Origin of the sequence: Cellulomonas edaphi (genome assembly GCF_030362815.1) — a bacterium.
GTDB classification, from domain to species: domain Bacteria; phylum Actinomycetota; class Actinomycetes; order Actinomycetales; family Cellulomonadaceae; genus Cellulomonas; species Cellulomonas edaphi.
The window spans coordinates 15,127-32,402 of sequence record NZ_JAUCGR010000004.1; the positions used below are offsets into that span (position 1 = coordinate 15,127).

Below are 17,276 nucleotides of genomic sequence, written 5' to 3' on the forward strand. Positions count from 1 at the left end.
GCCTGACGAACACCGGCCCCCGCGGTGCGGCACGGCCGGGGTAACGTTCCCCGCGTGAGAATCGTCGTCTGCGTCAAGCACGTCCCGGACATCCAGTCGGACCGCACCCTCGGTGCCGACGGTCGCGTGGTGCGGGACGGCGGTGACGGCACGCTCAACGAGCTCGACGAGAACGCCCTCGAGGCCGCCCTCACCCTCGCGGAGGCGTCGGGTGGCGAGGTCGTGGCTCTCACCGTCGGTCCCGACGACGCCGTGGACGCGGTGCGCAAGGGCCTGCAGATGGGCGCCGACGAGGCCGTCCACGTGCTCGACGACGCCATCGCCGGCTCGGACGCCGTGGGCACGGCCCGCGTGCTCGCGGCCGCGATCACGCGGATCGGTGCCGACGCACCCGTGGACCTCGTCGTGACGGGCATGGCCGGCCTGGACGGCCTGACGTCGCTGCTGCCGACCGCGCTCGCCGCGCTCCTCGACGTCCCCGCCCTCCCGCTCGCGGCGGAGGTCAGCCTGGACGGCACGACCGTGCGAGTCCGCCGCAACCTCGACCACGCCAGCGAGGTGCTGGAGGCCGCGCTGCCGGCGCTCGTGTCCGTGACCGACCAGGCCAACGAGCCGCGCTACCCCAACTTCAAGGGCATCATGGCCGCCCGCAAGAAGCCGGTCACGACGCTCACGCTCTCGGACCTGGGCCTCGCCGCGTCCGACGTGGGTCTGGCCGGTGCGCGCACGCAGGTGGTCGAGGCCGCCGCACGGCCCGCGCGCGAGGACCGAGTGCTCATCAACGACCAGGGGGACGCGGGCACGCAGCTCGCCGCCTACCTCGTCGAGAACCAGCTCGCCTGACCCGCGCAGCGCCCGCCCGCAGGCCGCCACCACGCCGCCACCACGCCGCCATCGAAGGACGCCTCCCGTGACCGACTCCCTGGTCCTGCTCGACCACACCGCCGACGGCACCCTGCGCGCGCCCGTGCGCGAGCTCGTCACGATCGCCCGCGGGCTGGGCGGGGCCGTCCACGGCGTGTGGGCCGCCGACGGCGCCGAGCTCGACCCGGGAGCGCTCGCCGAGCTGGGCGCGCTGGGCGTCTCGCGCGTGCACCGGGTGTCCGCCGACGCCGACCTGCACCTGAGCGCCGTGCTCGCCGAGGCGGTCGCGAGCCTGCTCGACGCCACCGGCGCCGGCGTGCTGCTGGCCACCTCGACGTTCGAGAACAAGGAGGTCGCGGCCCGCCTCGCGATCCTCACCGGCGCGGGCGTGGTCACCGACGCGGACGGCCTCGTCGTCGAGGACGGCCGGCTCGTGGCGAGCAAGACCGTGTTCGCCGGGACCTGGAACACGCGGTGCGCCGTCACCGCCCCGCTCGCGGTCGTCACGCTCAAGGCCAACTCCGTGGCCGTGTCGCCGGCCGAGGGCGCCGGTGTCCCGGACGTCGTCGAGCACGCCGTGACGGCGAGCGCGGCCGCCCGCCGGGTGGTCCTGGTCGAGCGGTCCGAGCGGCCGGACAGCGGCCGACCCGACCTGGGCAGCGCGCACGTGGTCGTCGCGGGTGGCCGCGGCACCGAGGGTGACTTCACGCTCGTCGAGGAGCTCGCCGACGTGCTGGGCGGTGCCGTCGGCGCGACGCGCGTGGCCACCGACGAGGGCTGGATCGGCCACGACGCGCAGATCGGCCAGACCGGGGTCACCGTGTCGCCGCGGCTCTATATCGGCGTCGGCGTGTCCGGTGCCGTGCACCACCGTGGCGGCATGCAGGCGTCGGGCACCATCGTGGCGATCAACTCCGACCCGGACGCGCCCATCTTCGAGATCGCCGACTTCGGCGTGGTGGGTGACCTCAACGCCGTGCTTCCCCAGCTCACGCAGGAGCTGCGCCGCCTCAAGCAGGTCTAGGTCAGCGTGCGGAACCAGCGCAGGGTGGCCATGCCCTGCGCGGCCTGGAAGCGGCGCAGGTTGGGGATCCCCGGCGGCGGCGGCTGGAGCGAGCTCCACACGAAGTAGCCCGCGAGCCCGGCCAGGCCGGCGCGCAGCTCGTCGTCGGACACGCCCTCGGACGCCGGCTGGCTGCGGAAGATCGTGGCCGGGTCACCGCCGTCCTGCAGCGCGACGCTGGGGAGCATGAACGCGACGTCGAGCCAGGGTGCCCCCACGCTCGCGTGGGGCCAGTCGATGAGCCAGACCCGGCGGTGGTCCGGGTCGATGAGGACGTTGTCCGCCCGCAGGTCGCCGTGCACCAGGCTCGTGCCCGCGACCGCGCGCAGCGAGGCCTGCTCGCAGCCCTGCAGCAGGTCCAGGTGCTGCCGCGCCCACCGGCCCACCTCGCCACCGGCCGCCTCGCCCCGGTCCTGCTCGGCCGGGTCCATGGCGGCGATCTTGCGCCAGCCGGTGAAGTCCTGGGCCAGCTGGTCCTCGGTGCGCGGCAGCGTGTGCCCGGGCAGCGGGGCGACGCGCGACAGGTCCGCGACCGCGGCGAGCACCGCGTCGAGCTCGTCCGGCTGCCACGGCAGGGCCGGGGAGCGGCCGTGCACGACGTCGAATCCGAGGATGACCCAGTCGCCGTCGTCGGAGGACCACTGCAGCGCCGGGGCCGGCACCTGCGGGGGGAGGCACGCGGCGACGCGTGCCTCCGCGCGGGCGAGGTCCGGCGACACGGGGTTCTGCTCGCTGGAGACGGCCTTGACGAAGACCCCGCGACCGTCCGCGAGCTCGAGCACGGCCGCGAACCCGGGGGAGAACCCGCTGGTGGCGCTGATCTCGGCGGTGACCTGCGCACCGGCCAGCTCGGCGATCCGCGTGCGGACGTGCCGCGGCAGATCGCGCCAGTCGAGCCGCTGCCCACTGAACGCGACCGGTAACGCGATGACGTCGTCGGCAGTCACGCGCACATCCTGCCAGGTCGCGGGCGCCGTGTGACGAGCCCACCCGGCCCAGTTCGTAGACTTGGCCCGTGACCGTCTACCTGGACCATGCGGCGACCACGCCCATGCTGCCGGGCGCGGTCCGCGCGCTGACCGACGAGCTCGCACGCACGGGGAACCCGTCGTCGCTGCACGCGTCGGGCCGGGCGGCCCGCCGCGTGGTGGAGGAGTCGCGCGAGACGGTCGCCGCGGCGCTCGGTGCGCGGCCCTCCGACGTGCTGTGGACCTCGGGCGGGACCGAGGCCGACAACCTCGCGGTCAAGGGGCTGTTCTGGGCCCGCCGCCGCCACGACCCCGACCGCCGCCGCATCCTGGTCTCCGCGGTGGAGCACCACGCCGTGCTCGACCCCGCGTTCTGGATGGCGGAGCACACGGGTGCCGAGCTGGTGCTCCTGCCCGTCGACGGCGACGGCGTCCTGGACCTCGACGCGCTCGCGGCCGAGCTCGAGGCGCACGGGGCGCAGGCCGCGCTGCTGTCGGTCATGTGGGCCAACAACGAGGTCGGTGCGCTGCAGCCGATCCAGGAGGTCGTCTCGCTCGCGCGCCGGCACGGCGTGCCCGTGCACGCCGATGCCGTCCAGGCGGTCGGGCAGGTGCCGGTCGACTTCGCGGCGTCCGGCCTCGACGCGCTCACGGTGAGCGGGCACAAGCTGGGTGGCCCGGGCGGCACGGGAGCGCTGCTCGCGCGCCGCGGGCTCGAGCTCATGCCCGTGCAGCACGGCGGCGGGCAGGAGCGCGGCGTGCGGTCGGGGACCCTCGACGCGCCGCTGCTGGCCTCGTTCGCGGCCGCGGTCGCGGAGGCCGTCGCGGCGCGCCCGACGACGGCACCGCGCGTCGCAGCCCTGCGCGACACGCTCGTGGCGGGCGTCCTCGGGGCCGTGCCGGACGCCGTGCTGCGCGGCCCGGCCGACACCGCGCGCCGCCTCCCGTTCAACGCGCACTTCACGTTCCCCGGCTGCGAGGGGGACTCGTTGCTCTACCTGCTGGACTCGGCCGGCGTCGAGGCCTCCACCGGGTCGGCCTGCCAGGCGGGCGTGCCCCGCCCGTCCCACGTGCTCCTCGCGATGGGCGTCGAGGAGCACGCGGCCCGCGGGGCGCTGCGGTTCTCGCTCGGCCACACCTCCACGGCCGACGACGTGTCCGCGCTGCTCGAGGCGCTCCCGGCCGTCGTGGACCGCGCCCGCGCCGCGGGCCTCGCGGGGGTGCGCTGATGCGCGTCCTCGCAGCTCTGTCCGGCGGGGTGGACTCCGCGGTGGCCGCCGCGCGTGCGGTCGATGCCGGGCACGACGTGGTCGGCGTGCACATGGCGCTCTCCCGCACGCGGGACCAGTTCCGCACCGGCTCGCGGGGATGCTGCTCGATCGAGGACGCGGGCGACGCGCGCCGCGCCGCGGACGTGCTGGGCATCCCGTACTACGTGTGGGACCTGTCGGAGCAGTTCGAGCAGACGGTGGTCGCCGACTTCCTGTCCGAGTACGAGGCGGGCCGCACGCCCAACCCGTGCGTGCGGTGCAACGAGCACATCAAGTTCGCGGCGCTGCTCGACAAGGCCGTCGCCCTCGGCTTCGACGCGGTGTGCACCGGCCACTACGCGCGCGTGGTGGTGCGGTCGGACGGCACGCGCGAGCTGCACCGGGCGCTCGACGCCGCCAAGGACCAGTCGTACGTGCTGGCCGTCATGGGCCCCGACCGCCTCGCCCGGTCGCTGTTCCCGCTGGGTGACGTCGCGTCCAAGGACGTGACGCGCGTGGAGGCCGCGGCACGCGGGCTCTCGGTGTCGGCCAAGCCCGACTCGTACGACATCTGCTTCGTGGCCGACGGCGACACCCAGGGCTTCCTGCGCTCGCGGCTCGGCTCGCAGCCCGGCGAGATCGTGGACAGCGCCGGCACGGTGGTGGGGGAGCACGACGGCGCCTACGCCTACACCGTGGGGCAGCGCCGGGGGCTCTCGCTCGGCCGGCCGGCCGCCGACGGCAGGCCGCGCTACGTGCTGTCGATCGAGCCGGTGGACAACCGCGTGGTGGTCGGGTCCGCGGACGAGCTGCTCGTCGACGTGGTGAGCGCCGACCGCGCGGTGTGGTTCTCGACGCCCGGGAGCGACCTCGAGTGCTCCGTCCAGGTCCGGGCGCACGGGGCGCCCGTCGCGGCACGGGCCCGCGTCTCGGGGGACAGCGTCGAGGTGAGCCTGCGCACCGGGCTGCGCGGCGTCGCTCCCGGGCAGTCGCTCGTGCTCTACGACGGCACGCGCGTGCTCGGGCAGGCGACCGTGACCGCATCGCGCCGCGCGCCCGTGGCGGCCCGGTGACCCGGGTCAGCGGTACGGGCCTGTGGCCCGGCTCGGATGCGCTCGAGGCCGCCAGCGTGGTGGTCGGTGACCTGGTCGACCTGCCGGACGGCGTCGTCGGCCTGCCGTTCGTGCCGACCCTGCCGGCGCGCGGACCGTGGGGTGACCGCGTCGGGACGGCTGCGGGCGTCCTGGTGGAGCTTCCCGTCGAGCTCGGGCCGCACGGGTGGAAGCTCGCCGACCGTCCCGGCTCGGACCTCGGTCGGGTGCAGGCCTACGCGCGCGAGGATCTCGACGCGCTCGCGGTCGCCGCCCACGGCTACGCCGGACCGCTGGTCCTCCCCGTCCTGGGGCCCCTCACGCTGGCGGCGTCGGTCTACCTCGCCCGCGGGGACCGGGTCCTCTCGGACACCGGTGCGGTGCGCGAGCTCGCCGAGTCGTTCGCGGCCGGGCTCGCGGAGCGGCTGCTGGCGCTCCGCCGTGCGGTCCCCGGCGCCTCGGTGCAGGTGCTGCTGCACGAGCCGCTGCTGGCGCAGGTGCTGGCGGGGGTGCTGCCGACGTTCTCGGGCTACGCGGCGCTCCGGCGGGTGGCCGTGCCGGACGCGGCCGAGCGGTTGGCCGTCGCGGTCTCCGGTGCGCGCGCCGGCGGCGCGGGCGTCGTCGCGGTGCACGGCGGGACCGCGTGGTCCTCGCTGGCGGCGCTGCGGTCCACCGGCGCCGACGCGTTCGGGCTCGCTGTCGCCGGGCTGGACGAGCCGGGGTGGGAGCGCGTCGCCGAGGCGGTGGAGGGCGGCATGCGGCTGTGGGCCGAGGTGCCGTCCCAGGCCTCCTCGCAGTGCGCGGGGCCCGACGTCGTCGGCCAGGCCGACGTGCTCACCCGCCCCTGGTCGTCCCTGGGCCTGCCGGCGGCCGGCCTGGCCGACGTGGTGGTGCTGGCGGGCGACCCGCCCGCGCAGGCCTCGCCCGACGACGCGCGTGCCGCGCTCGCGGGTGCCGTGCGGTGCGCACGGCTCGTGATCGAACGGAGTGACGCGTGACGACCCCCGAACCCCTCCGCTCGGGCGCGCCGGAGGCGGACGCCGCGGCGGCTGGCCAGCGCAGCAGGACCATCCGGACGGCAGCCGCGATGCTGGTCTCCACCCTCGCCGCGCTCATCGGCATCGCGGTGCTCGTCGTGGGCTGGCTGTCGGTCGCCCGGACGACGCTGGCGGTGACGGACGAGGGCACCGAGCCCTGCCTCGTGGCGTACGGCGCGGAGGGTGCGCCGCGGGCCGGCGCGCGCGTGCACTACGAGATCCTGCCCGCGCGCTCGGTCTGCTCGTGGGAGGTGGACGGCGTGCGCGAGGACGTCGTCGTGGCGCAGGCGTCGACGGCGACGACGGCGGTCGGCACGGTGCTCGTCGTCGGCGGGGTGATCGGGACCGTGACCCTGCTGCTGGTCCAGAGGCGGCGGCGCGTCCCGCGCTGACGCGGCGCGCGTGTGGGCGGTGCGGGCGATGATGTGCAGGTGAGCGACGCGCCAGAGATCCCCGCCGAGTCCCGCCGACGGTGGACGGAGCTCGCCGAGCAGATCCGCGCCGACCAGTTCGCGTACTACGTGCGTGACGCGCCCACCTCGTCGGACGCGGAGTACGACCTGCGGCTGCGCGAGCTCGAGGCGATCGAGGAGGCGCACCCCGGGCTGCGCACGCCCGACTCGCCGACGCAGCGCGTGGGCGGCACGTTCTCCACCGAGTTCACGTCGGTGGACCACGTCGAGCGCATGCTCTCGCTCGACAACGCGTTCTCGGTCGAGGAGGTCGCCACCTGGGCGGAGCGCGCACACCGTGACCTCGAGACCAGCGCCCAGCCGCACTATCTGTGCGAGCTCAAGATCGACGGCCTCGCCATCGCGCTGCTGTACGAGCAGGGCCGCCTGGTGCGGGCCGTGACGCGCGGCGACGGCCGCACGGGCGAGGACGTGACCCTCAACGTCCGCACCATCGCCACCATCCCGGACCGGCTCGCGGGCGACCCGGCGGGTCACCCCGACCTCATCGAGATCCGGGGCGAGATCTTCTTCCCGGTGGAGGCCTTCACCGCGCTCAACGAGGCGCAGGTGGCCGCGGGCCGGCCGGCGTTCGCCAACCCGCGCAACGCGGCGGCCGGATCGCTGCGGCAGAAGGACCCCCGGGTCACGGCCGGCCGCGACCTGCGGATGTACGCGCACGGCATCGGAGCGCTGCGGTGGCCGGCCAGCCGCGGTTCCGGGATCGAACGGCAGTCACAGGTCTACGAGCTGCTCGCGGGCTGGGGCGTCCCCGTCTCCGGGCACACGCGCGTGGTCGAAGGACTGGACGGCGTGCGCGAGATGATCGCGTACTACGGCGAGCACCGGCACGACGTCGAGCACGAGATCGACGGGATCGTCGTCAAGATCGACGAGATCGTCCTCCAGCGCCGGCTCGGCTCCACCAGCCGCGCACCGCGGTGGGCCATCGCCTACAAGTACCCGCCGGAGGAGGTCAACACCCGCCTGCTCGCCATCGAGGTCGGCATCGGCCGGACCGGGCGGGCGACGCCGTTCGCCGTCATGGAGCCCGTGTTCGTCAGCGGTTCCACCGTCCGCCAGGCCACGCTGCACAACCAGGACGTGGTCAAGGTCAAGGGCGTGCTGGTGGGCGACGTCGTGGTGCTGCGCAAGGCGGGTGACGTGATCCCCGAGATCGTGGGAGCCGTCGACGCGCTGAGACAGGACGGCTACCCGCGGTCCGAGTGGCACATGCCGGCCGACTGCCCCGAGTGCGGCACGCCGCTGCGCCCCATGCGGGAGGGCGACGTGGACCTGCGCTGCCCGAACGCGGAGTCCTGCCCCGCGCAGGTGCGCGGCCGGGTGGAGCACATCGGGTCGCGAGGAGCCCTGGACATCGAGGCGCTCGGCGAGGTGACGGCGGCCGCCCTCACGCAGCCCGACGTGCCCCGCACGCCACCCCTGCGCACCGAGGCCGACCTGTTCGACCTGGTCGGGTACGGCCCCGACGCCCCCGAGGAGGAGCGCGCCGCCGTGCGCGAGCGGAGCCTGGCACGGCTCGGTGAGATCGAGGTCGTCGTGCGCGACCCGGAGACCGGCCTGCCGCGCGAGGACGAGGACGGCAACGTCCGCCGCCGGAGCCCGTTCCGGCGGCGGCTCACGTGGACGAGGGCGCAGCGCGCGCAGGCGGCGGAGGAGGGGCGCGAGCTCGCGTCGTGGGGGCCTTCCGAGGCCGCACGCACGCTGCTCGACGAGCTCGAGCTCGCCAAGGAGAAGGACCTCTGGCGCGTGCTCGTGGCGCTGAGCATCCGCAACGTGGGACCCACGGCGGCCCGTGCGCTCGCCCAGGAGTTCCGCTCGATGGAGGCGCTGCGCGCTGCCCTGGACGACGACGCGCGCCTGTCCGGCGTGGAGGGCGTCGGTCCCACGATCGCGCAGTCCCTGCGCGACTGGTTCGCCGAGCCGTGGCACGCGGACGTCGTCGACCGCTGGGCGGCGGCCGGGGTGCGCATGCGCGACGAGGCGGCCGAGGGGCAGGAGCGCACCCTCGAGGGGCTCACCGTCGTGGTGACCGGCGGGCTCGAGAGGTTCAGCCGCGACGAGGCGAAGGAGGCGATCCTGAGCCGCGGCGGCAAGGCGTCGGGCAGCGTCTCGAAGAAGACCGACTTCGTGGTGGTGGGGGAGAACGCCGGCTCCAAGGAGACCAAGGCACGCGAGCTGGGCCTGCGGATCCTCGACGAGGCCGGCTTCGAGGCGCTCCTCGCGCGCGGACCCGCGGGTGTGGCGCCGGCCGAGGAGCCCGCATGAGCGCGGCCGCTCCGGTCGTCTCGGTCGCCACCGGGAGCCAGGTCGCCGACGCGGGCGCGCTGACGGCCGAGGCGTACCTCGCCGACCGTCTGGTAGCGCCCGACGAGGACTACGCGCTCGAGCTGCGTGACGCGCAGCGGCGGGCCGTCGAGGCCACGCTGCTGGTCGCCACCGTCGAGGGGACGGACGGCGCGTCGGTCGTCGTGGGCACCGTGACCCTCGCGCCGTACGGCACCTCCTACGCGGAGGTCGCCGAGCCGGGCGAGCTCGAGCTGCGCATGCTGGCCGTCGCCCCGGAGGCGCGGCGTCGCGGCATCGCCGAGGACCTGGTGCGTGCCGCGATGCGTCACTGCGTGGTGGTGGGCGCACGGCGGCTGGTGCTCTCGACGCTCGACGCGATGCAGACGGCGCAGCGCGTGTACGCCCGGCTCGGCTTCGTCGCCCAGCCGCACCGCGACTGGGGGCACGTCGAGATCCACCTGCGGGTGCACACGTGGACCCCGCCCGAGCCGCCCGGGGTGCTCGTCGAGCAGGCCACCTGGCCGCCGGCGCGGGTGCACGTGACGGAGGCCGGCTGGCGGGTGGGGGTGTCCGCCGGGGTGACGCGCCGGGCGAACAGCGCGATCCCGCTCGGGAGCGGGTCCCGGGGCGTGGGTGCGGCGCTCGACGAGGTCGAGGCCGTCTACGCGGCCGCCGGTCTTCCCAGCATCGTGCGGGTCGGGCGTGCGGACAGAGACGTGGAGGCCGAGCTCGAGGCCCGCGGGTACGAGGTCGCGTCGGAGACCGACGTGCTGGTGCGTGACCTGGCGCAGGCGCCCGCGGCGGAGCGGCCGCACCTGCACGTCGTCTCGGCCGCGGCGCCCGACGACGCCTGGCTCTCGACCTGGCTCGGCGCCAAGAAGGCGGACGCCGACCGCGCGCTCGCGCGTCAGGTGCTGCTCGGTGCGCCCGCGGACTACCTCGCCGCAGCCGTGGACGGCCATGCCGCCGGAGTCATCCGGGTCGCCTACAGCGAGGACTGGGCCGCGCTGTCCTGCCTCGTGGTGCGGCCCGACGCCCGCCGGCACGGGCTGGGCCGTGAGCTGACCCTGCGCGCCCTCGAGGTCGCGCGGTCCCGCGGTGCCCGCCGGGCCTTCCTGCAGGTCGAGTCGCACAACGTCATCGCGGCCCGGCTGTACGCCGCGCTCGGCTTCCAGCCGGCCGACGCCTACCGCTACCGGCAGCGTTGACGCGACGACGATCGGCAGCGCCGACGTGGCGCCGTCCTAGCGGGCGGCCCAGAGCATCCCGCGCTCCACGATCGTGCGCACCTGCGGGACCTCCAGGTCGGCGAGCTGGTGCCCCGGCGTCGCGACGAACACGCGCCCGGACCCCCAGCGCCGCGTCCACACCGCGGGCGAGGTGACGGGCGCGTGCCACTCGTCGCCGGGACCGGGGGTGATCGTGGTGGTGGCGAGCACCTCGTTGAGCGGGTCGGTGAGCAGCCAGTACTGCTCCGAGTGGAGCGCGAAGTCGTGGATGCCCTCGACGATCGAGTGGTCCGGACGCGTGACCGTGATCGTGTGGTCGACGATCCCGCGTGGGTGCGCGACGAACTGCGCGCCCACCAGCTGCAGGTAGTCGGTGGCGATGCGGAAGGAGTCCACGATGCCGCCGTGCCAGCCCGCGAGGCCCGTGCCGGCGGCGACGGCCGTGCGCAGCCCGCGCAGCTCGTCGGCCAGGATGTCGCCCATCGTCCAGCACTGGACGACGAGGTCGGTCGCCGCCATGAACTCGGCGTCGGCGTAGACCTCCAGCGACCCCTCGACGGTCACGTCGAAGTCGTGCTCGCGCAGGAACGGGACGAACAGGTCGGCCGCCTCTTCCGGGGCGTGGCCGTCCCAACCTCCGCGCACCACGAGTGCTCGACGGGTCACGGTGTCCTCCTGGATGGTCTGGCACGGGTCGGGCCGGGCGGGGTCAAGCGATGTGGGCGTCGATCGCCGCCGCGGAGAGCACGTGCTCCGCCGCCATGGCGCTCGCCCCGAGCACGCCGGCGCGCCCCTTGGTCCTGGACGCGACGATGCGCAGGTGCTGCGTGGCCAACGGTAGCGACCGGCGGTAGACCACCTCGCGGATCCCGGCGATGAGGTGCTCGCCGGCCTCGGCGACCTGACCGCCGATGACGATGACCGACGGGTTGAGCATGCTCACGCACGCGGCCAGCACGCCACCGATGTGCCGCCCGGCCTCGCGCACCTCGCGGCTCGCGTCCAGGTCGCCGGCCCGCACCAGCGCGACGACGTCCGCTCCCGTGCTCGCGTCCGTGCCGAGCGCGCTGAGTGCCGACGCGATCGCGGGACCCGAGGCGACGGCCTCGAGGCACCCGGTGTTGCCGCAGCGGCACGGCAGGTCCAGGCCGCCCGGTACCGCGATGTGGCCGAGGTCGCCCGCCGAGCCTTGGGCGCCGCGCCGGATGGCGCCGTCGGAGATGATGCCCGCGCCGATCCCCGTGGCGACCTTGACGAACAGCAGGTGGTCGACCTCGGGCCACTGCGACGTGTGCTCGCCCAGCGCCATGATGTTGACGTCGTTGTCCACCAGCACCGGGACGTGCAGCCGCCGGCTGAGGAGGCCCGGCACGTCGGCGTCGTCCCAGCCCGGCATGATCGGCGGGTTGATGGGTCGCCCGGTGGAGTGCTCGACCGGTCCGGGCAGCCCCATGCCGACGCTGACCAGGTCGGACTCGGGCCGGTCGGCCGAGGCCAGGAGCTGGTGCGCGAGCTCCACCACGCGGTCGAGGACGGGCTCGGGCCCCTCCGCGATCGCGATCTGCTCCGCATGCTCCGCGAGGACCTCGCCGGCGAGGTCGGTCAGCGCGAGGCGCGAGTGGGTGGCGCCGAGGTCGACGGCCAGCACCACGCGCGCGGCCGGGTTGAACCGGAACGTCGCCGGCGGGCGGCCCCCGGTCGAGTTGGCCTCGCCGGCAGGGGTCACGAAACCCGAGGCGAGCAGCAGGTCCACGCGGGCGGCGATCGTGGAGCGCGCCTGGCCGGTGAGCGTGGCGAGGTCGGCACGCGTGCGCGGCGTGCCGTCCCGGAGGAGCTGGAACATCTCCCCGGCACCCGTCGGCTTCGGGGCGAACTTGGTCAGCTCGTCCATGCGCACAGTGAACCACCCCGTTCCGGCGTCCCCTGCACGACGCTCGTCCGTGCCGGCAGCAGGCTTGTGCAGATCACGTTCGCATAACTCTGCCATATCCGTGGCAACTTTTGCTTGACGCTCGACATAAGTCGTCCTAGTTTCGTTCGCATGGTCAGTGACGACCCCCAGACACCCGCCGCTCTGCTCACGATGCACGGCATCGTCAAGCAGTTCCCCGGCGCACGAGCCCTCGACGGCGTGGACCTCGACGTCCGCGCGGGCGAGGTGCACTGCCTGCTCGGGCAGAACGGCGCCGGCAAGTCCACGCTCATCAAGGTCCTCGCCGGTGCCCACCAGCCCGACGAGGGCCAGATCCTCATCGACGGCGAGCCCGTGACCATCGCGAGCCCGGTGGCCGGCCTCAAGCTCGGCGTCGCCACGATGTACCAGGAGCTCGACGTCGTCGACGGCCTGTCGGTCGCGGAGAACATCTACCTCGGCCACGAGCTCGCCAAGGGCGGCTTCTCCCAGCGCCGCGCGGCCACGCAGAACACGCGCAAGCTGCTCGCCCGCCTCGGCCACGGCGGCATCTCCCCGCACCGCGAGGTGGGGACGCTGTCCGCCGCGGGCAAGCAGATCGTCAGCATGGCGAGGGCCCTGTCGCACGACGCCCGGGTGATCGTCATGGACGAGCCGTCGGCCGTCCTCGACTCCGAGGAGGTCGCCAACCTCTTCCGGGTGGTCCGCGACCTCACGGCGCAGGGCGTCGCGGTGGTCTACATCTCCCACCGCCTCGAGGAGATCCGCCAGATCGGCGACCGCATCACGGTGCTCAAGGACGGCCGGACCGTCGCGAGCGGGCTCGCCGTCGCCGACACCCCGACCGCCGAGCTGATCCGCCTCATGACCGGTCGCAACGTGGAGTTCGCGATTCCGAGGCGTCCGGCCGTGCCGGCCGACGCGCCCACGCTGGTGCGCGTCGACAAGCTGGGCCTGCGCGGCTCGTTCGAGGACGTGAGCTTCGAGGTGCGGGCGGGCGAGGTGGTCGGGCTCGCCGGGCTGGTGGGCTCGGGGCGCTCGGAGATCGTCGAGACGATCTTCGGCGCGCGCAAGGCCACCGCGGGCAGCGTCGAGATCGCGGGCAGGACGCTGCGGGCGGGATCGGTGCCGGACGCCGTGCGCGCGGGCGTCGGGCTGTGCCCCGAGGAGCGCAAGAGCCAGGGCCTGCTGCTCGACGAGCCGGTCTACCGCAACATCACGCTGTCCACGTTCGCACGCACGGCCAACGGGGGGTTCCTCGACGAGGGCGCCGAGAAGCGCGAGGCGCGCGAGCAGATCACCGCGCTGGACGTGCGGCCCGCCGACGCCAACCGCGCCGCGCGCACGCTGTCCGGCGGGAACCAGCAGAAGGTGCTGCTGGCGCGGTGGCTGGTGCACGGCTGCCGCGTGCTGCTGGTCGACGAGCCGACCCGTGGCGTCGACGTCGGCGCGCGCGCCGAGATCTACGCCCTCATCGCCGAGCTGACCGCGAAGGGCACGGCCGTCGTCGTGGTCTCGAGCGAGATCGAGGAGGTGCTCGGCCTGGCCGACCGCGTCCTCGTGGTGTCCGAAGGGCGCGTGGTCCACGAGGGACCGTCGTCCGAGATCGACGAGCACCGCGTGCTCGACCTCGTCATGGAAGGAAGTGCCGCGTGAGCGAGCATGACGTCACCGCCCCTGTGCCCGACGCGGACGAGTCCGCCCGGGTCGAGAAGGCGTCGGCCGCGGCCGCTGAGGGCGGAGGCAACCGCTGGTCGCCCCTGAAGGGGTCCTCGGGCCGCAACCTCGGCCTCGTGATCGCGCTGGTCCTGCTGGGCGTCGTCGGCGTCATCACCGCCGGCGACCGGTTCCTGAGCATCGACAACACGCTCACGATCCTGCGCCTGGCCGCCGTGCTCGGCGTGCTGAGCATCGGGATGACCTTCGTCATCACCGGCGGCGGCATCGACCTGTCCGTCGGCTCGGTGCTCGGCCTCGCCTCCGTGTGGGCCACCACGGTCGCGACGCAGACCATGGCCCAGGACACGCACTGGATCGTCATGGTCTTCACCGCGCTCGCGGTCGGCCTGGTCGCGGGCGTCGTCAACGGCGTGCTGATCGCGTACGGCAAGGTCGTGGCGTTCATCGCCACGCTGGCCATGCTGGTCGCGGCGCGAGGTCTGGCCGAGATCATCGCGAACCGCCAGACGCAGACCGTCAAGGTCCCGGAGTTCATCGCGTTCTTCCGCGCCGACGTGCTGGGCGTGCCGAAGATCGTGTGGACGTTCGCGATCGTCGCCGTCCTCGGCTGGATCCTGCTCAACCGCACCACGTTCGGGCGCCGGACCATCGCGGTGGGCGGCAACCCAGAGGCCGCCCGTCTGGCCGGCATCAACGTCAAGCGCCACACGATGTACCTGTACGCGCTCGCGGGCCTCGCGGCCGGTATCGCCGGTGTCCTGATGCTCGCTCGCACCACGGCCGGCAGCTCCACCAACGGCCAGTTCTACGAGCTCGACGCCATCGCGGCGGTCGTCGTCGGCGGCACGCTCCTGGCGGGTGGCCGCGGCACCATCGTCGGCACCGTCCTCGGCGTGCTGATCTTCACCACGCTCAACAACGTGTTCACGCAGAACAACGTCTCCAGCTCGGCGCAGAACGTGGCCAAGGGCGTGATCATCGTCGTCGCCGTGATGCTCCAGCAGCGCATCGCCGAGCGCTCCCGCGCGGGCACCTGACCCGGCTCACCAGGCTTCACAACCCCACCCGGCTCCACCCGCTCAGCTCCACCCGATCAAGGAGGATCGCCATGTCCGCAGCACCCCTGCGCCGTCGCTGGCTCGCCATCGCCGGTACCGCCGCCGCCTTCACCCTCGTCCTCACCGGCTGCACGTCGAACGCCCCCGAGGACGAGCCCAGCACCTCGGCCCCCGCGGCCCAGCCCGGTGGCACCTCGGGCAACGACGAGCCCGGCGACAAGGTCGTCATCGGCTTCTCGGCCCCGGCCGCCGACCACGGCTGGATGGGTGCCATCACCAAGGGCGCCGTCGCCGAGGCGAAGAAGTACTCCGACGTCGAGCTCAAGCAGGCCGAGGGCACCAACGACGTCAACGTGCAGATCAGCCAGATCGAGCAGTTCATCAACGACAAGGTCGACGCCATCGTGCTGCTGCCGTTCGACGGCGCGGCGCTCACCGAGGTCGCCAACAAGGCGATGAAGGCCGGCATCGTCGTCGTCAACGTGGACCGTGAGTTCTCGGACCCGAACGCCGCCCGCACGACCGTGCTCGGTGACAACTACGGCATGGGCGTCAGCGCCGGCGCCTACATCTGCGACCAGCTGGGCGGCAAGACGGACGCGAAGGTCGCCGAGATCGCCGGCATCGACTCGCTGCCGCTGACGCAGGACCGCAGCAAGGGCTTCGCGGACGCGCTCGGTCAGTGCGGCCTGAAGGTCTCCAACCGCGTGGCCGCCAACTTCACGGTCCAGGGTGGCAACGACGCGGCCGCGAGCCTGCTGCAGGCGGCGCCCAAGCTCGACGCCATCTGGAACCACGACGACGACCAGGGCGTCGGCGTCCTCGCCGCCATCGAGGAGGCGGGGCGTGACGAGTTCTTCATGGTCGGCGGCGCCGGCTCCAAGAACGTCATGGACGCGATCAAGGCGGACAACACCGTCCTGAAGGCCACGGTCATCTACCCCTCCACCCAGGCCGCCGACGGCATCAAGCTCGCCCGACTGCTCGTGCAGGGCAAGGCGATGAGCGACCTGGTCGAGGTCGAGGTGCCGCGCAAGGTCCAGCTGTACGCCCCCGTGGTGACCAAGGAGAACGTCGACAAGTACCTGCCGACGGCCTTCGTGTCCTGACACCCCCGCCGGACGGGCCGCCGCAGCCCTGCGGCCCGTCCGGTCCGGTCACCACGAGGAGGCACCCGATGACCACAACGAACGACCGCCCGCGCCTCGGCGTGGGGATGGTGGGCTACGCCTTCATGGGCGTCGCGCACGCCCAGGCCTGGCGCAACGCGCCCCGCTTCTTCGACCTGCCGATGACGGTCGACATGGCCGTCGTCGCCGGCCGCACCGAGTCCGCCGTCCGCGCCGCAGCCGACGTGCAGGGGTGGCGGGACGTCGAGACGGACTGGAAGGCGCTCGTCGTCCGCGACGACGTCGACCTGGTGGACATCTGCACCCCCGGCGACACGCACGCCGAGATCGCCATCGCGGCGCTCGAGGCGGGCCGCCACGTGCTGTGCGAGAAGCCGCTCGCCAACTCGGTGGCCGAGGCCGAGGCGATGGTCGCTGCCGCGGAGCAGGCGTCGGGCATCGCGATGGTCGGCTTCACCTACCGGCGCGTGCCCGCCATCCAGCTGGCTCGCCAGCTCGTGGCCGACGGCCGCATCGGCATCGTGCGGCACGTGCGCGCGCAGTACCTGCAGGACTGGATCGCCGACCCGCAGGCGCCGCTGTCGTGGCGGCTCGACAAGCAGAAGGCGGGCTCGGGTGCGCTCGGGGACATCGGCGCGCACATCGTCGACCTCGCGCAGTTCATCACGGGCGAGCACGTCACGGGCGTGTCGGCGGTGCTCGAGACGTTCGTGCACGAGCGGCCCGTGGCCTCGTCCTTCAGCGGGCTGAGCGGGTCGGGTGACGCCGAGCGCACCGGGCCCGTGACGGTCGACGACGCCGCGATCTTCCTGGGCCGGATGTCGGGCGGCGCGCTCGCGACGTTCGAGGCCACCCGGTTCGCGTACGGCCGCAAGAACGCGATCCGGCTCGAGATCAACGGCTCGGCGGGCTCGCTGGCCTTCGACTTCGAGGACATGAACGTCCTGCACTTCTTCGACGCCGCCGAGCCGGCCGGCACCGCCGGGTTCCGCCGCATCGTGGTGACCGAGCCCGAGCACCCGTACGTGGGCGCGTGGTGGCCCGCGGGGCACGGCCTCGGCTACGAGCACGCGTTCACGCACCAGGTCGTCGACCTCGTGGGCGGCATCGCCTCGGGCGTCGCGCCCACGCCGACGTTCGCGGACGGGCTCGCCGTGCAGCGCGTGCTCGACGCCGTGGAACGCTCGGCGCAGGCGCAGTCCACCTGGACCCCCACCGGCAAGGAGAGCTGA

General features: G+C 74.0%; 15 protein-coding genes. 12 read left to right on the forward strand and 3 right to left on the reverse strand.

The features are described 5' to 3' along the window. Positions 1–54: 54 nt before the first annotated feature. Positions 55–843 carry an electron transfer flavoprotein subunit beta/FixA family protein gene (locus tag QRT05_RS13660; RefSeq protein WP_289447878.1) on the forward strand — a complete coding sequence of 263 codons (789 nt, stop codon included), beginning with the start codon at positions 55–57 and terminating at the stop codon, positions 841–843. A gap of 67 nt (positions 844–910) precedes the next feature. Then, complete coding sequence (locus QRT05_RS13665) at positions 911–1,888, forward strand: electron transfer flavoprotein subunit alpha/FixB family protein (RefSeq protein ID WP_289447879.1); 978 nt, start codon at positions 911–913, stop codon at positions 1,886–1,888. Here the strand turns inward: QRT05_RS13665 and QRT05_RS13670 are convergent. Further along, positions 1,885–2,874 carry a phosphotransferase family protein gene (locus QRT05_RS13670; RefSeq protein ID WP_289447880.1) on the reverse strand — a complete coding sequence of 330 codons (990 nt, stop codon included), beginning with the start codon at positions 2,872–2,874 and terminating at the stop codon, positions 1,885–1,887. The two genes, QRT05_RS13665 and QRT05_RS13670, sit on opposite strands and share 4 nt — an antisense overlap. A gap of 68 nt (positions 2,875–2,942) precedes the next feature. Here QRT05_RS13670 and QRT05_RS13675 point away from each other — a divergent pair, with 68 nt between their 5' ends. The 6 genes from QRT05_RS13675 to QRT05_RS13700 are packed head-to-tail and all read left to right on the forward strand — an operon-like array spanning position 2,943 to position 10,243. Then, a complete protein-coding gene (locus QRT05_RS13675; protein WP_289447881.1) occupies positions 2,943–4,124 on the forward strand; it encodes a cysteine desulfurase family protein in 1,182 nt (393 codons plus the stop codon). Continuing rightward, the gene (mnmA, locus tag QRT05_RS13680) at positions 4,124–5,218 is read left to right on the forward strand and encodes a tRNA 2-thiouridine(34) synthase MnmA (protein WP_289447882.1); all 1,095 of its coding nucleotides are present in this window, start codon (positions 4,124–4,126) and stop codon (positions 5,216–5,218) included. Before QRT05_RS13675 ends, mnmA begins: the two co-directional genes overlap by 1 nt. After that, positions 5,215–6,234 carry a uroporphyrinogen decarboxylase/cobalamine-independent methonine synthase family protein gene (locus QRT05_RS13685; protein ID WP_289447883.1) on the forward strand — a complete coding sequence of 340 codons (1,020 nt, stop codon included), beginning with the start codon at positions 5,215–5,217 and terminating at the stop codon, positions 6,232–6,234. The genes mnmA and QRT05_RS13685 overlap by 4 nt, the downstream gene beginning before the upstream one ends. Beyond that, positions 6,231–6,665 (forward strand): hypothetical protein, encoded by a 435-nt coding sequence (locus QRT05_RS13690; RefSeq protein WP_289447884.1) that lies wholly within the window; start codon positions 6,231–6,233, stop codon positions 6,663–6,665. Before QRT05_RS13685 ends, QRT05_RS13690 begins: the two co-directional genes overlap by 4 nt. 39 nt (positions 6,666–6,704) lie before the next feature. Further along, positions 6,705–9,014, forward strand: a complete 2,310-nt coding sequence (gene ligA, locus QRT05_RS13695; protein WP_289447885.1) for an NAD-dependent DNA ligase LigA — start codon at positions 6,705–6,707, stop codon at positions 9,012–9,014. Beyond that, complete coding sequence (locus QRT05_RS13700) at positions 9,011–10,243, forward strand: GNAT family N-acetyltransferase (protein WP_289447886.1); 1,233 nt, start codon at positions 9,011–9,013, stop codon at positions 10,241–10,243. Before ligA ends, QRT05_RS13700 begins: the two co-directional genes overlap by 4 nt. A gap of 36 nt (positions 10,244–10,279) precedes the next feature. On the opposite strand, the gene QRT05_RS13705 is transcribed toward QRT05_RS13700, so the two are convergent. Together QRT05_RS13705 and QRT05_RS13710 are read right to left on the reverse strand one after the other, a co-directional pair. After that, a complete protein-coding gene (locus QRT05_RS13705) occupies positions 10,280–10,930 on the reverse strand; it encodes a ThuA domain-containing protein (RefSeq protein WP_289447887.1) in 651 nt (216 codons plus the stop codon). Positions 10,931–10,973: 43 nt separating this feature from the next. After that, positions 10,974–12,155: an ROK family protein gene (locus QRT05_RS13710; RefSeq protein WP_289447888.1), complete on the reverse strand. Its 1,182-nt coding sequence runs from the start codon at positions 12,153–12,155 to the stop codon at positions 10,974–10,976. Between the two features lie 150 nt (positions 12,156–12,305). On the opposite strand from QRT05_RS13710, the gene QRT05_RS13715 reads away from it, so the two are divergent. The 4 genes from QRT05_RS13715 to QRT05_RS13730 all read left to right on the forward strand — a co-directional run bounded on the left by QRT05_RS13715 (position 12,306) and on the right by QRT05_RS13730 (position 17,276). After that, the gene (locus QRT05_RS13715) at positions 12,306–13,832 is read left to right on the forward strand and encodes a sugar ABC transporter ATP-binding protein (protein WP_289447889.1); all 1,527 of its coding nucleotides are present in this window, start codon (positions 12,306–12,308) and stop codon (positions 13,830–13,832) included. Then, positions 13,829–14,893, forward strand: coding sequence for an ABC transporter permease (locus tag QRT05_RS13720; RefSeq protein ID WP_289447890.1), 1,065 nt, complete (start codon positions 13,829–13,831; stop codon positions 14,891–14,893). Before QRT05_RS13715 ends, QRT05_RS13720 begins: the two co-directional genes overlap by 4 nt. A gap of 71 nt (positions 14,894–14,964) precedes the next feature. Further along, a complete protein-coding gene (locus QRT05_RS13725) occupies positions 14,965–16,023 on the forward strand; it encodes a substrate-binding domain-containing protein (RefSeq protein WP_289447891.1) in 1,059 nt (352 codons plus the stop codon). A gap of 68 nt (positions 16,024–16,091) precedes the next feature. Then, a complete protein-coding gene (locus tag QRT05_RS13730) occupies positions 16,092–17,276 on the forward strand; it encodes a Gfo/Idh/MocA family protein (protein WP_289447892.1) in 1,185 nt (394 codons plus the stop codon).

Bases quoted from the DNA above. Each gene is read 5' to 3' on its own strand.
- QRT05_RS13715 (WP_289447889.1), top strand. From the start codon at position 12,306: ATGGTCAGTGACGACCCCCAGACACCCGCCGCTCTGCTCACGATGCAC.
- QRT05_RS13710 (WP_289447888.1), bottom strand. From the start codon at position 12,155: ATGGACGAGCTGACCAAGTTCGCCCCGAAGCCGACGGGTGCCGGGGAG.
- QRT05_RS13700 (WP_289447886.1), top strand. From the start codon at position 9,011: ATGAGCGCGGCCGCTCCGGTCGTCTCGGTCGCCACCGGGAGCCAGGTC.
- mnmA (WP_289447882.1), top strand. From the start codon at position 4,124: ATGCGCGTCCTCGCAGCTCTGTCCGGCGGGGTGGACTCCGCGGTGGCC.
- QRT05_RS13725 (WP_289447891.1), top strand. From the start codon at position 14,965: ATGTCCGCAGCACCCCTGCGCCGTCGCTGGCTCGCCATCGCCGGTACC.
- QRT05_RS13730 (WP_289447892.1), top strand. From the start codon at position 16,092: ATGACCACAACGAACGACCGCCCGCGCCTCGGCGTGGGGATGGTGGGC.